Here is a 15,980-nt window from a genome sequence, read left to right as displayed (position 1 = left end):
AAAAGGAGATAGGTAAACCACTTAAAGTCTTATTTTTTGATTTTCATATTCACTAATTACTGCATCAATACTTTGAATTAATTCCGCAAAAGGAGTAGCGAGCTCTTCAATTGAGGCATGTGCAGCCAGTTTTTCTACGTGAACCACCTTTTTCTGTAAAGTAGGCACACCAGAAAAACAACATGCTCCATGAAGTTTATGTGCCGCTTCTCCTATTTTCTTTATATTTTTATCATGCATTAATTGGATAAATTCTTCGCGATTTTTATGTAATTCCTCGACAAACCGTGCAAGAAACTCTTCTGCAAGCGCTTGATTTCCTGATACTTTTTGCACGCATAACTGCCAATCAATCGCAGCATGTTTTGACTTATCTGCGATACGAAGGATTTGAGTTAGTAGTTGTTTTTCATCTATAGGTTTTTGCAAGCAATAATCCACACCTGATTTTTTTAGATCAATGCTATTCACATCACTCCCATTCGCGCTAATTAAAACTATTGGGGTATGGCGGTTAAGTTGTGATTTTTGTCGAATGAGTCGGGCTGCTTCTAATCCGTTTATTTTAGGCATCTGCAAATCGAGTAAAATTAAATCGAATTTTTTGTCATTACAAGCCGATACGGCCATTTCACCATCATCAACTGAAGTCATATTTGCATGAGTGCCTAACAATGATTCCAGGAGCATTTTGTTCACTGGATTGTCTTCGGCAATGAGCAAATCGGGGTGCATAAAACGTAATTGCTCTCTTAATCCTTCCAATTCATGATTGACTGGTTTTTCGATATTCTCTTGGCTGGTTAGGGATTCAATAACATCTTGAAGTTTTTGAATGCTGATTGGTTTATATAAAAATCCCTGAGCGCCGAGCGCCGTGTAGTCATTAATGAGCCATTTGGAAATCAGTACATAAGGGAAATAACTATGTTCTGAAATAATTTTAGCGATCTTTTGTTCATAACCTTTATTTATATTGAGAAAAGCAATATTGCAGTCTTGATGATTCTTAAGAGCATCCTCAAGATGGTTAAATGAATTTACAGGAATGCATTGAACTCCCCAATAACCTAAGCCATTACAAAGTGCTTCTAAATGTAATGAATTATCATCAAAGCATAACATTTTAAAATGAGCGAAAGGGTGGATTTGATTTTTTTCTATTTCATAGGCAACTAACTTTTCAACTTTAACGTGAGCGGTAAAGCTGGAGCCCTTATTGAGCTCACTGGTAAAAGTAATACGGCCATGCATTTCTTCACAGAGTTTTTTACAAATGACCAATCCCAGACCTGAACCGCCATAACGACGAGTAATGCTTGTATCTGCCTGGTTAAATGCGGTAAATAATTTACTTTGATCTTCTGGAGAAATACCTAAACCAGTATCAGTGATTGTGATGCATAAAGTGTAATCTTTATCGGTTTCCTGTTCTACTCTGGTACGAATCAATACATAACCATGATCTGTAAATTTAACTGCATTAGTTACCAGATTGGTGATAAATTGTTTGATTCTAAAGGGATCACCCAAAACAATTTTGGGTACACTGACATCGGTTATGGGGATTAAATCAATTCCTTTTTTATGCGCATTTGGGGCGGCAAGTGTAAGAACTTCATCAATACAATGACGGATATTTAATGGGATGCAATCAAGGTGAAGTTTTCCGGCATCAATTTTAGAAAAATCAAGGATGTCATTTATAATTCCTAGCAAGTCTTGTGCAGAGGCTTTAATCGTTTTTACATAATCCAATTGCAAGGGATCAAGTTTGCTTTCCAATAAAACGTTAGTAAAGCCAATAACTCCATTCATGGGCGTGCGGATTTCGTGGCTCATATTGGCAATAAATTCTGATTTTTGCCGACTTTTCTCTTCTATTTTTTTCTTCTCAAGCGAGAGTTCAATATTTTTTTCTTCCAACAACTCAAGACTTTGTTGCAAATCTTCAGTAGCTACTTCGATATGTTGATTTAAATCACGAATTGTTTCGAGGTATTTTTTTTGCAAATGGCTACAACCTTGCTCAATGATGCCTAACTCACCTGCGCTCGTTGTTTTTATTTCTGTTTCGAATTCATTTCGTAAAATTTGTTTCATACTCCTACGTAAACGAGAAATTGGTAAATAAATACGCTTGGAAAGAAAGTAGTGGATGGTTAATCCCATAAGCAAACCAAATAGAGTAATAAAGATGGTGACAATGAGCATTTGGTAACGTTTTATTATCATCGAACGGGTATCAATATCAATGGATAACCAACCTAAAATATCATCAGCTTGAGTGGCCATTGGGCTGAGGATATTCTTAAATGATGAATTGGAATAAAGATTGAATTTAGGAATAGTAACTGGTGCGATGAAATTAATTGTAAACGGATTAATTTGCTTACTTTCGATATAATCCCCTGTAAATTTAGGCGGATTAAAGGGTTTATTCAGGGAGTGTTTGCCACCGCGATACGCAAGAAGTTGTCCATCGCTACTGTAAAAGGCGAGGGCCTTTACTTCTGGATTGATTGTGGATGCATTAATTAAACCTTGCAAGGTGCGATCATCACGCCGCAGCATGGCATATTGCGCTGCGGGAAGCAGTTGACGAATGTAGGCTTCACCTAGACGCGACATGTGCTGTTTTAAGTCATTACCAAACAGTCCATTATAAAAAATAGCGAGAAGCAGGGCGACTAAAAAGGCTGGAATTAGGGTGGTAATTCTCAGTTGATACTTAATACCAATGCTTTTCAAAATGACTCACCAAATAGTTCGGATAATACTTTAATTTTAGCCTGCATAGAGCATACTGTAATATGAATGATAATAGGCAGACTAAAATCTGCTCATAATATCCTTCACCAAGGCTTTAAAGTCAGTTATTATAGCCCGATTATTTTATTCCTTACAATGTGGAAGAGATTATGACAGTTAGAACCCGATTTGCACCAAGCCCAACTGGTTTTTTACATGTGGGTGGAGTAAGAACTGCTTTATTTTCATGGCTTTATGCAAAGCGCCATCAAGGCAAGTTTATTTTGCGCATAGAAGATACTGATCAAGAACGTTCTACAAAGGAATCGGTACAAGCTATTCTCGATGGTATGTCTTGGTTGGGTATGGATTATGACGAAGGTCCCTTTTATCAAACGGAACGTTATGAGCGCTACAAACAAGTAGCACAACAATTTTTGAATGAGGGTAAAGCGTATCGTTGTGAGTGCAGTAAAGAACGTCTGGAAGCCTTACGCACTGCACAATTAGATGCGAAAGAAAAACCTCGTTATGATGGACACTGCAGAGATAAAAACTTACCTTTATCCGATAAGCCTTATGTGATCCGTTTCAAAAACCCTGAACAAGGAACTGTCTCATTTCATGATGAAGTATATGGAGAAATCCATGTGGCAAATAGTGAGTTAGATGATTTGATTCTTGTACGCTCTGATGGTCATCCAACGTATAATTTTGCTGTGGTTATCGATGATATAGATATGAAAATAACCCATGTAATTCGTGGTGATGATCATATTAATAACACACCAAGACAAATTAACCTCTTTCAAGCACTGAATGCTCCAATTCCAGTATTTGCTCATTTACCCATGATCTTAGGTGAAGACGGTAAACGTTTATCTAAAAGACATGGTGCTGTAGGCGTGTTGCAATTTAAAGAGCTAGGTGTTTTACCTCACGCATTACTCAATTATTTAGTGCGTTTGGGCTGGTCTCATGGTGATCAAGAAATCTTTAGCGTCAATGAAATGATCGAATGTTTTGATTTAAACAATGTGAGCCGGGGCGTTTCAAGTTTTAATTATGAAAAGTTGTATTGGTTAAATCAACATTATCAAAAGAATGATCCTGTAGAAGAAGTGGCCGAATCATTGCGTTGGCACTTTGAACACGCAGGCATTGATCTGACTAAAGGGCCAAAATTAACAGATTTAGTTGCAATTCAGGCTGAACGATGTAAGACCTTATTTGAAATGTACCAAATGAGTTTATATTTTTTCACTGATTCGATTGAATATGATGAAGGAGCAGTGAAAAAACATTTGCGCCCGGTTATTTTGGAGCCGTTGACTGCGCTTTATGAACGGTTGCAAACAGTGGAGTCTTGGGACAAAGACCATTTGCAAGAATGCATTAATGACATCAGCGCCCAATTTGATATCAATATGGGAAAAATAGCACAACCATTACGAGTCGCTGTAACGGGTTCAAGCATGTCACCATCTATTGACATGACCTTGACTCTGTTAGGTAGAGAAAGGGTGTTAACGCGGCTTAAAAACGCTTTGGAACAATTAAACACTAGGGCTCAAGCCAATAGTTAATTTCCATAGTGGTTGTACTTCATTATCTGCAAGTTAATGCAAACTGATGACTTGCAGATTCTAAATTCTTAGACTCGTGAATATCATGTATTGATTACCATGAGTGATAGTTTTAATGAAACAAGGATGATGGCTATGAAATTAAAATCACAGTTTTTAGGATTGGCCTTTATGGCTTTTTTAACGTCACCAATGCTTTACGCGGGTAATTCTGATACTTCCAACCTCACAAACCAATTGCAGAAAGAAATTGATGATTATTATAAGAAATACAGCGAAAAAGAAAAATTTACGGCGATTGCTGCATCAGTTTTGATTCCCCAGAATCAAATGAGTTCTAAAAAAGAAACCCACACTGTAGAGCACGGCACCATGGGGTTTCCTCCTTTATCCCAGCCTATTACACCAAGCAATTTATTTGATATTGGCAGTATTACCAAATCATTTACTGCACTTATTCTGTTGCAATTGCAGACAGAAGATAAACTGTCTCTAGATGATCATTTAGGGAAATGGTTACCCCAATATCCTAATTGGAAAAATGTTACTTTAAGGCAATTATTAAATATGACCAGCAGTATTCCTAACTATTCTGAAGATGAGGAATTTTCCAAGAAAATGGAGGCTCATTTAGATAGGGTGTGGACGGATGAAGAACTGCTAAAGTTTGCACACCCTGAAAAACCACTCACGAAGAGAAAAGGGAATCTCTTTGAATACTCGAATTCTAATTATATCCTGGCTGCTTTAGTGATAGAAAAAGTGACCAATGATACCTTTGCTAACCAATTAAAATTACGCATTATAAACTCACAAAATGGTCTAAAGGATTCGTTTTACCTTGCAGGACCTGATGGTCAAGCGGTAGGAAAATCAATTGAGGAACGCCGAGTACATGGGTATTTTTATGATGAAAAAAGGAATAAATTAATTGATACACTTACTAATGACTTATCTTGGGCTGCTGCTGCCGGAGCAATCGTTGCGAATACTGAGGATGTAGTACGTTGGGTGCAACTGCTTTATCATGGCACACTAGTGAAACCGATTTATAGAGAGCGAATTCTAGCTGAATTAGAATCTGTTGTCTCTATGAAAACAGGACAACCTATTCCTAACGTAACTGCGGAAGATCCTCATGGATTTGGATTAGGAGTAGGGTATCTTTACGATGAAGTACTCAAACAGCGGTTTTGGGTTTATAAGGGAAGCACTTTAGGATTTCGAGTGATGTATTTTTGGCAACCTTGTAATAATGTGACTACGGTAGTTGCCTTAAATGGCAAAGGTGGTGAAGGTGATCCAAATTCTAAACTAGGTGATGAGATCATGAAGGCCAACCAAAATTTATATAAAGTCATTTTAAAAAATTATCCCGAATTACAGTGTGTATCTTAAGCCTTTCTTTTATGGCCTTTTCCTATTTATAGGTGAAAGTATTTTTTAAGACACGACTTAGCAATGATATGGACTCATCCTCCCTTTTACCCGGCACCTAGATGAGCCACACTGTTAAGGTCTACCAAACCTTATCGGAAGGAGAGTCCAATGAAGAATATTACGTTATTAGGTATAGATTTGGCAAAAGATGTATTTCAATTGCATGGAGTAAATGAACATGGAAAAAAGATCCTTGGAAAAAAAGTAAAGCGCTCAGAATTGCCTACGCTAATTGCAAATTTAGCCTCTTGCAAAATAGTAATGGAAGCTTGTGGTAGTTCAAATTACTGGTCTCGAAAATTCATGTCCTATGGTCATGAGGTATTCCAGATTAGTCCCCAGCATGTGAAGCCATTTGTCCAGGGTAATAAAAATGATAAGAATGATGCACGAGCAATCGTCATAGCAGCACAACAAGATAATATGCCTACAGTTCCAATTAAAACGATAGAGCAACAAGAAGTGCAGATGCTACATCGTTATCGAGAGAGCTTAATACATGAAAGAACGGCATTAGGAAATCGTATACGAGGATATTTGAGAGAGGCAGGCTTATTTTTAGTGCAAGGATTATCACAAGTTAGAAAACAAATTCCTCTGATATTAGAGGATGCTGAAAATGAATTGACGAGTGGCATGCGAGAAATAATATTTAGTTGTCATAAGAAGTTACTCGATTTAGATAAAGAGATAGAAAAATACACACAAAAGATAGAACATTTCTGTAAGCAAAGCTCTGTGTGTGAGCGCTTAATGAAGCTGTCAGGAGTTGGTCCGATAATAGCAAGTATTGTGTATGCAACGATGGGTAGCCCAACTAATTTTAAAAACGGGCGTCACTTTGCTGCCTTCTTGGGATTAGTTCCTAAAGAGCATTCCAGTGGGGGAAAACAGTGTTTAATGTCTATCAGTAAGCGTGGAGATCGCTACATACGCAGTTTACTAATACATGGTGGCCGGGCGGTTGTAAAAAACTCAGGAAAAAAAACTGATTATTTAAATTGTTGGATACAGCGTCTTCACAAAGAGCGAGGTTACAACAAAGCAGCTGTTGCAGTAGCTAATAAAAATGCACGGCATATGTGGGCAATTATGGCCTACGATGATAAGTATGTTGATCATATGAAGCTTTGCGCTTAAACAGGAGCTTATTAGATGATATATCAGCACCGCTTCGCGCTGCGCCTACCTTTTTTGTAATTAGCAAAAGCACTAATTACAAAAAGCTAGGATCATATACCTGGAGAACAAATGTGGAGATGAAAGACTAGCCTGAGTTTTGCAAATAACAGCTGATGTGAAAATGGTAAAATCAACTCTGTAAATACCTGTAGGCTACGGTGGGCATAATTGCCCGTGCAAGCGATAAAGGAGATAGAGTGCGAATATCATCAGGGCCCGAGTGAATAAATAAGTTCCTCATTGAATGGCCGGATATACGTATGCAAATACTAAACTTTTCACTAGCTAATTACTTGCAAAAACGGATGAGTCCATATACGTAGCCTGGGTGTAACGCAGGCTACAAATAGATTAAATAGTAATAAATTGTTGTAGCGTGTCAGTGTAGTAACAATACAAAGCATATGATACAATTTGATCTTTTCGATTCAAAAGTGAGCATGTATGCCTAGTAATACTGTAGAAACTTCATTACCAAATGATGATGAGAATCCTCCATTACTACCCCCACCTAGGTCGCTTAAAATTAATAAAAAAACCGACCATTTTTTTATTTCCATTAATAAGAAGGGCGTACATTCTTTTATTATGCTGGGGATGTATGACCCCGCGAAAAATAAAATACAAAACTTGCTTTGTCGTGTAGGAAAGATGGGTAACAATACAAATCCTAACTATGTGACCAACATACAGTCCATCTGTAACGCACTTTTTTTTAGTAATAAATCGAGATTAGGCGATGAAGGGGTCTGGAGGGAAAAACTAGGTGCAAATCCAATTAGTTATCAAGCTTATGATATTACTTATGATCAATATTTGGATTTTGTGCAAAAATTGGAGTCATTGCAAACGCCTGACAATAAGTTTGGATGCTATAAACCAGTTATTCTAAAAGAACCTGAAGAAGAGGAACAACTCGGTGACAGTCCTGAACCGGCTGTACTAGATCCTGATCAAGCTACATTAACCTATAGCGAAGACAATGTCTTACTGCCTAGCGATGTAAGTAAAATAAAAAAGAGTGTTAGTGAGCTGAGCGTAAGAAACACATGCAGACATTCAGCAATAGCGTTAGTTGAAGAAGTTCAGCATGCACCAGTTGGCTCCTTGGTTTCTTCCAGTTTTTTTATGGAGTTACCCTATCGAACGCTTTTGGTACACGGTAAACCTAGCGAGGATATCCCATTTTATGTACTTCCAGCGCCTCCAACAGCTTTTGCTCAAATCGCTGATGCACAGCAAAAGATAGTCAATAAGTTATACATTCGAATGGAAAATATGCTGTGTCTTGAGCCTGATTCTGAGGATACTCAAGCAAAGTTTTTAAAATTGAAGGAATTGTATTTAGACTTAGTTGGGCCAAAGAAAAAATTATCTCTTGATTCATTACTACAACATATTGAGACTTGGAAAAGTGATAATCAAGCCACATTGGAAGTTTTAAGAAAAACATACTTTTGGGACTCTTTCGTCAAAAGAACATCGTCTACTATGAAGCTAATTGATGAAATAGAAGATGATCTTGAAAAAACACGCCAGTTGCATCATGGCTAGAACAGCCAATTTCTAGTATGCTCAACTGGTAAAGCCTATTATAAAAAATTCTAAGGTTTCTTCTGTCTAAACCCTAGTAATTGACTATGAATCAAAGGAGTTGATATGAAACTTTATTATACCAAGTCAGCGTGTTCCTTAGCAGTACGTATTGTTCTTAACGAGTTAGGTCTTGATTTTCAAGATGAGGAAGTGGATTTAAAGGCAAAAAAAACAAAAACAGATGCGAATTATTTATCAATTAATCCCAAAGGGGCAGTACCAGCACTTCACCTAGATAATGGGGATGTGTTGACTGAAAATCAGGTTATTTTGCAATATTTAGCGGACAAAACGCCAGGTCAAAAGCTTTTGGCTCCGGTAGGTGATTTAAAAAGATATCATACTCTAGAGTGGCTTAATTATGTTGCTACGGAATTACATAAAACAGTAGGTATGTTTTTTTATCCTAATCTCAATGAAGAAACAAAAAACATTTTTATGTCCGTAATTACCACCCGATTGAAGTATGTTAACGAGCATCTCGCGAAGGGACCTTACGTAATGGGTAAGGACTTTACTTTAGCGGATGCCTATTTATTTGTCATACTTAGATGGGCTTATTACTTTAAAATGGATCTTTCAGCTTATAAACATTTAGAACACTTCATGAAAGTTGTTGCAGAACGTCCTGCTGTTGTGACTTCGCTGCAACAAGAAAAACTATAATAAGTGCTTGTTCCTGATTAAGAACGTTTGTATTTGGTGTCTCTTTTCGCCTATCGCATTTAAGTCCAAACGTTCTCCAATTTTTTTTGCTTTGGGATAAGATAATTACCGCTGTAATTCTTTTTTTGGGGGAAGTATGACTGTAAAATCTACTTTTCAAGGTGGAATAGAACTTAATTTTTCCTCACAACGCAAATTTGAATCCATTGCCGGGGTAAAGCAAGAGAAGCAAGCACCGATTATTGCACGTAATGCAGTGCGTTTTTTAATGATGGGATGGACGGAACAGTGGACTGAGTTTTTAACCCCAGCCGTCGCTTATGCTGTTTTTGTAAAACGTGATCATGACTTGGTACGTGAATTACGTTTTGCTTTTCAACAAGGTTTTTTAGACCTTTTCGAGCAATTAAAAGATAAAGAATTAACACCAGAGCAAAAAGAACAAGTTCAGCTTTATCTGAGTAATTGTTTAACTTTGCTTCCTTATGGCGATTTAACACCCTATGAATTCATTAAAATCCCTCAATATATTGATGGCCATTTGGAATTGGTTGAATATCAAATTAAACCAATTGAATTAACAGAAAGGTCTGGATGGAGACGTTTTTTTATTCGTGACAAAGATCGTGTTTTTGCTTATGGGCTTGAACCAATTTTGCAAGAAAAGGCAGAATCTCACTTAATTTTTATGGGTACTACTTATCCTGCCGGACAAGGCTTCTTGCCGCAGGTGAATACTGACTCTAAAGGCTTTGAAACGGTTGGAGAGTCACTTTATCGAAAGGGAAGAAATCGAATCCATGAATGGTTAAGCGCACAAAAAAATAAAATACATGTATGTGGGGTAAGTTTGGGTGGGTCTTTAAGTTTATTGCTTGCGATTGATAAAGGAAATTATATCGTGTCACGTGTTGACGCACTAAACCCTGCAGGGCTTAATGCCTGGCCTAAAAATAGATATGATCATTGGGATGAGTTAACTGATAAACCATTAGTGGTTGTGCAAAAGCAAGGAAATGATCCTGTTTCAGCTTTTGGGATCTGGAAGAATGATTGGTACATTATTCAAGTAACTCCTCCTCCCGATAAACAAGGACCTAATTGTTTTTGTGATCATTTTTTAAATTATGCCGGTTTTGCTGATACAACATTTACCTACATTGAAGCGAAACAGGATAATGAAAAACGAATTGCACGTAATTTTTGGCTTTACCTGCTTGGTAGGAGTTTGATTTATGGCTTTTTCTTTCTGCCATTTACCTATGCAGCGCGTCCACTTGCTTATTTTTTTATACAAAACTGGATGATTTCAGTATCCGCATTAGGAATATTAGTAGGGGCTGGTCTTTCCTTGGCTGGGATTTTGCCCGTAGCAGCTTTTTTGATCATCGCTGGAAGCTTATTAGCTACTGTTTTTGTATATTCAGAGTACCTTGCTAAGAAAAATCCTGAAGCTTCTTCTATTCGATTGCTTGTAGAACAGGAAGGGCTTGCAGAAATGCATGATCCATCTTTACCTCGCAATCCAACTATGGATAGTTACAATAAGGACAATACAGTAGAGATAGAACTGACTTATCAGCAAATACATACCTATTATGACGTGATGCGTCGCCTCGTAAAAGAAAAAGATTTTTTGCCTGATGATGAAAAGAAAAGCAAACACGTAGTAGGAGTGAGCAAGAAAGCATTGCTCGAAGAAAGCTTGGATTCCCAAAAGGCTGCTTTAGCGGTACCTTTTACAGTTACCCGTGCAAAGGCAGCTCATATACGGCATACTTTAAATTGGGTGCAAAAATTAGGAATTGAGAATGAAGCCCTGAAGACTAATTTAGAAAAATGTTACACTGAGTATCGAATCGGTAAGCATATATAATTTATATCATGGTGTTATGGGTTGCATCTATATGCTCCATCATGCAACGACAACTGGAAAAGCGATAATAGGGATCCGGATCAAATCATGCTAGTCCGAGCACGTTGTGTGAGTTTTTTTGATTTTAAAAAATCATTTTAAAAGCGAAAAATTAGATGAGCTGCGACTGAGTAAAGAAAAGGATAATATGAATCCGCTGGATTAAGCTGTGATTCTCCATAACCCGCAGTAAAATTCCCAGCAACCTCACCGCTTATGTGCTCAGCAAAATTGTAATTCACACCTACACTAAAAGTAGGCCCTGGACGCCAATCATCGACAACAATATCTTTACGATGCACGCCAGCAACCCCTGCTCCGGAAAAGATTTTCATTTGAGAGTGAGGAATAGGGACCATGAGTTTCCCCATCAAAGTGACAACTTCAGTTTGAGTTGTTAAGATTTCTAAGCCATCGTGATCGAAACTGAATAAACTTATAGGGTCGAAATGAACATTCGCTTCAGAGAAGTGCATATAATTGGCTTCGATGGCAAAGAAGCGGGTAAATTCATAACCAGCTAAAACTCCCCAGGCACTCCCACCTTCGTCTACATTGATTGGTGTAGATAACATTAAAGCAATATTTTGATTTTCTTCACTAGGAACCAAGCCTTGCCAGGTAGTTGAACCAAAACCCGCAATCGCACCAACATAAAAAGGGTGGTGGGGCATATTGGCTTCTGCAAAACAAAAAGATGTTGAAAGAAATAAGAATGAGAATAAAAATGATTTTGAATTTTTATTATTATGCACAATAAGTACTCTACCAAGATTGTTTTAATCATTAAAATTTCTGGTTGGGTCTTCGACCCAACCTGCATCATTTTTTTGTTGACTGTATTATCTAATATAAGTTACTGGGCAGGACAGGGTTGCTTGTTGGAACTGCAAATCCTTCCGCGAGAATCTACACCGCCGAGACGATAACAATTCCAATTATCAAGACAATCTTGCTTTGTAGTGTAGGGTTGGGCAGCACATGCTTTATCCAATGAACCATATACACTGACCATACGGGCATAAAGCATATTCATATCTTGGCACATGCCAGCAGGCAAACCAGAACTAGTACAGTAACAGGTTGCAACTGTTTTAAATGAAGAACAAAAACTGACATCATCAGTAGGCTTAGCAATACCACAAGCAGTAACATTTACATTTGAAAAAACTGAGAAACTAAGTAAAAACATTAAAGCAGCAGAAAATCCTCGAATCATTTTTAACATCCTCTATAAGGCCGAAATTTTATTTGAATTACTCTATCAGAAAATTAATCTGGCTGCAAAAGATAGGTATTAATATGTGAGTTGAGTTGAACACTAAATTGACTTTCTGATTCGTGTTGTGAAAAAACGCTGAAATGAATCCTAATCCCAAGATTTATTTAAAAAAAGTGCTCCGCATGTTCATGTTTTAAAATAAGCTCACGTGAGTTATTTTCAAATGCGATTGATTCCATGATCTGAATGACCTCTCGTGAAATTTTTTCACGAAAAGCAGGTTGTAAATTTGCTGAAATAACCAAATAATGAGCATTTTGATTGTCATCGCGTATGAAACTGGCTTCAAAAATATAATTTATTGCCAGTAAATCATTATTATTGTTTTTAATCTGTTTTGTATCAAAACCAAATATCGCCATATTTCTATTAGGATGTTCAACGAAATTATCTCTGATATTAAGATTAATAAGAAACTTGGTATTTCGTTTAAATGAAATCATGCGACTACCACATCGTTGTAAAATTTTCCGATAAAAGGATGGTATTTTAAGTAGTTTTGTATAGAGTGGGGTAACTAAATTAGTAAAGAAATTTTCGATCGTATTAGGCTTAAGCGAGTTAATGGAGCAAAGCTTTACTAGGTTTGAGCAATGCTGATAATTACTGGTATCAATAATCGCATTACGTATTTGTTGAGATAAACTAGTTAATGTTGCTTTATCGTCAAGACTAATTTTTGTGGGTTCTACCCTAAGAAAACAACCAATCGTATTATCATAAATGCAATTATCACGTGTGGATTGAATGATATTTATATAAGTGTACGGAGTTTCGCTTTGCTGGTTGCCGCAACAATTTCGTAAAACCAATGCAATCATTCCACATAATGCGTTATTAATACTGATGTGGTTTTTTTCGCAAAAATGTTTGAGATGAGTTAATAAGTCCCTGGGTATTTCTGAATAGGTAGAATAAGGAATATTTGCAATTTGCATGTCAGGAATTACATACTCTTCAGGGAAAGTAAATAAGCTGGCATCTTTCAAATACTCTTCCCAAAATAGAATATCTTCTTCCAAATGCATTTTCATTGCAGTTCGTTCACTAAAAATATGCTCTTTATAACGCGTATCTATTTCAATTTGTTCAAGCGTTATTTGATTATAATGTTGATAAAATTGAGATAATTCAGCGAATAAAATATCAATGCAATGGTCATCAGAAATTAAGTGCGGTATGCAAATTTGCAGTTCTGATTCATGTTCATTTAAGTAAAATAATTTGCCAATAATTAAATGGTTTTTTTTAGGCCATGGATAAAAATTAATAAGCTGAGTTATTGAGCTTTGCAATTCATGTTCACTTTCTTGTATAGAAAGTGGGGTGAGATCGCTAATAATCAATTTAAATGAACAATTTTTTTGTATTTTTTGTGCCGGTTTTAATTTTAATATCTGATAATTTAATGTTTCATGTTTTTTTAAAAGCGCTTGAAAAGCAAACTCTAAAGCGGTTGCATCTAAATGACCGTTCAGCCTCTTTCTCGCAACAATATTTAGTTTTTGTGCTCTAGGTTCAAACGTGTTTGACATCCAGAGTAAAAATTGAAAATCACTAAGAGGGATGTTGATTATTTTATGGTAGTTAGGGAGTTTACCTGAACGTTTTTTCTTATTCTTTTTGGTTTTTTTGATAATTGGGGCGAGTTTGGCAATATTAGTGGCTTTATAAAAGTCATGTATGCTAACGTTTCTATTTAAATCCCCATTTATTTTCGAAATGATGCGTGCTGCAGATAAAGAATGTCCGCCTAAATCAAAGAAATCATCATGAACACCGATGAGCGGCACTCCTAATTCATCTGACCAAATTTGGGCAAGTTTTTTCTCCAAAGCAGTAATCGGTTCAACATAGTTATGACAAGCAATTAATGAAGGTAAAGGTAAGGCTGCCTTGTCTAATTTACCATTGGCGGTCAAAGGGAATGAATCAACTCTTACAAAAACTGAAGGGAGCATGTATTCAGGTAGCTGTTTTTGTAAAAATTGGCGTATTTGATTTGTATTTAATTTATTATTATTGTCTTTTAGTATGTAATAGGCCACTAATCGTTGTTCACCAAAAGAATCTTTTTGCGTCAGCAGAGTAACTTCTCTAATACCAGGATGAAGCATCAAGTATTTTTCTATTTCACCAGGTTCGACGCGATATCCGCGGATCTTGACCTGCTCATCAATTCTTCCTAGGTAATCAATTACTTCATCGGGGCGTTTTTTGCATAAGTCCCCTGTTTTATATAAACGAGTTTTATTACGTGTAATAAATTGCTGTTGTGTTAATTGGGGCTGATTCAGGTAGCCACGAGCGAGACATTCTCCACCAATATATAATTCACCTGGTTCCCCATCCGGAACAGGCTTACCGTGGGTATCGAGAATAATGCAATTCATGTTGCAACCCATTGTTCCAATAGGTACGTTGGTATCTAACTCAGTACAATTTAAGATACCTAGTTTATAAGTTGAAACTGCTACAGTTGCTTCAGTTGGTCCGTATTCATTATATAAAAAATGTTTGGGGTAAAGCTTAAGCCAAGATTGACATTCAGCAGAAGACAAATTTTCTCCACCAAGGATAATAGAGCGTAATTGTGGTAAGGCAACGAAGTTATTTTTTGCTTCATTTAGAAGTATCTTAAAATAACTTGGTGTCAACTTGATGATATTAATGCGTGATTTCATTAGATAATGTAGATAAGAGTGTACCTCTTTCTTAATAAGATCCTCGCAAAGAACTACAGTTAACCCAAGCATTAGAGGGACAATAGTTGAAGTTACTGACATATCAAAAATAGGATTTGCGGAAAAATCAATTCGCTGCTGAGGCTTGCAGCCTGTATAGTCTGAAAACCATTTGCAATAATTAATTACAGAACGATGCTCAATAAGCACGCCTTTTGGGGTTCCGGTGGAGCCAGATGTATAAATAATATAGGCTAAATGCTCTGAGGTATTGGCTGATGGTAGATTCTCTGTTGGCTGTTTATTGATGTTACTATCATCTTGGTCCAAGAGAATTACAGTTCCTTGGTAGGATGTAAATTGATTTCTAAAGGTAGATTTCGTGATTAAAATTGGTGCTTGACTGTCTTGAAGTAAGAATAATAAGCGTTCTTTCGGTTGAGATGCATCCAAAGGCAGATAAGCCCCGCCTGCTTTTAAAATGGCAATAAGTGTAATGAGAAAATCAAATGAGCGTTCCACGCAGAGCGCCACAGGGATATCTGGCTTTAAGCCTGAGCTCTGTAGGTAATGAGCGAGTTGATTCGCCCTTTGATTAAGCTCGCCATAAGTCAGTTTTTCATTCCCTTTTAGAGCAGCGACATAATTAGGGAAGTGGTGCGCATGCTCTTCAAATAAGGCTTGTATTATTTTTTTATTAGCCATTTTTATCCTAAATTCGGCAGTTAAGGAATAGTCTGAAAAACTAAAATCTTACGCTGAATTTAAAGGTTTTTTAGTTATTTTTTTATTCATGACGAAGCATTTATGATCCTAATGCTCTGTTGTCTTCTGTAAAAATTAACTAAAAAACCTTTAAATTCAGTATAGTAAACACT

10 protein-coding genes are annotated in these 15,980 nt (G+C 36.7%); 6 read left to right on the top strand and 4 right to left on the bottom strand.

Going from position 1 to position 15,980, the window contains the following annotated elements; translation table 11 throughout:
* Positions 1-21: 21 nt before the first annotated feature.
* Positions 22-2,754: a two-component system sensor histidine kinase LetS gene (letS, locus tag Lstg_RS09070; protein WP_115324548.1), complete on the bottom strand. Its 2,733-nt coding sequence runs from the start codon at positions 2,752-2,754 to the stop codon at positions 22-24.
* A gap of 167 nt (positions 2,755-2,921) precedes the next feature.
* Between letS and gltX the strand changes: the two genes are divergently transcribed.
* The 6 genes from gltX to Lstg_RS09040 all read left to right on the top strand — a co-directional run bounded on the left by gltX (position 2,922) and on the right by Lstg_RS09040 (position 11,097).
* Entirely contained in the window at positions 2,922-4,337 is a 1,416-nt protein-coding gene (gltX, locus tag Lstg_RS09065; RefSeq protein WP_058477343.1) for a glutamate--tRNA ligase, read from the top strand.
* Positions 4,338-4,529: 192 nt separating this feature from the next.
* Positions 4,530-5,735: a serine hydrolase domain-containing protein gene (locus Lstg_RS09060; protein WP_415583203.1), complete on the top strand. Its 1,206-nt coding sequence runs from the start codon at positions 4,530-4,532 to the stop codon at positions 5,733-5,735.
* Between the two features lie 150 nt (positions 5,736-5,885).
* Complete coding sequence (locus Lstg_RS09055) at positions 5,886-6,917, top strand: IS110 family RNA-guided transposase (RefSeq protein WP_058477341.1); 1,032 nt, start codon at positions 5,886-5,888, stop codon at positions 6,915-6,917.
* Between the two features lie 486 nt (positions 6,918-7,403).
* The gene (locus Lstg_RS09050) at positions 7,404-8,513 is read left to right on the top strand and encodes a hypothetical protein (protein ID WP_238585404.1); all 1,110 of its coding nucleotides are present in this window, start codon (positions 7,404-7,406) and stop codon (positions 8,511-8,513) included.
* A 105-nt stretch (positions 8,514-8,618) separates the two neighbouring features.
* Entirely contained in the window at positions 8,619-9,221 is a 603-nt protein-coding gene (gene gstA, locus Lstg_RS09045; RefSeq protein ID WP_058477340.1) for a glutathione transferase GstA, read from the top strand.
* 136 nt (positions 9,222-9,357) lie between these two features.
* A complete protein-coding gene (locus Lstg_RS09040) occupies positions 9,358-11,097 on the top strand; it encodes a hypothetical protein (RefSeq protein WP_058477339.1) in 1,740 nt (579 codons plus the stop codon).
* Between the two features lie 137 nt (positions 11,098-11,234).
* Here the strand turns inward: Lstg_RS09040 and Lstg_RS09035 are convergent, their stop codons facing one another.
* From Lstg_RS09035 to Lstg_RS09025, 3 genes are all read right to left on the bottom strand, one after another.
* Positions 11,235-11,810, bottom strand: coding sequence for a hypothetical protein (locus Lstg_RS09035; RefSeq protein WP_238585403.1), 576 nt, complete (start codon positions 11,808-11,810; stop codon positions 11,235-11,237).
* A gap of 182 nt (positions 11,811-11,992) precedes the next feature.
* On the bottom strand, positions 11,993-12,355 hold the full coding sequence (locus Lstg_RS09030; protein ID WP_058477337.1) for a hypothetical protein: 363 nt from the start codon (positions 12,353-12,355) through the stop codon (positions 11,993-11,995).
* 167 nt (positions 12,356-12,522) lie between these two features.
* Positions 12,523-15,807 carry an amino acid adenylation domain-containing protein gene (locus tag Lstg_RS09025; RefSeq protein ID WP_058477336.1) on the bottom strand — a complete coding sequence of 1,095 codons (3,285 nt, stop codon included), beginning with the start codon at positions 15,805-15,807 and terminating at the stop codon, positions 12,523-12,525.
* Positions 15,808-15,980: the final 173 nt, after the last annotated feature.

Origin of the sequence: Legionella steigerwaltii (genome assembly GCF_001468065.1) — a bacterium.
GTDB lineage: Bacteria > Pseudomonadota > Gammaproteobacteria > Legionellales > Legionellaceae > Legionella > Legionella steigerwaltii.
This window is presented reverse-complemented; position numbering and strand designations above follow the sequence as displayed.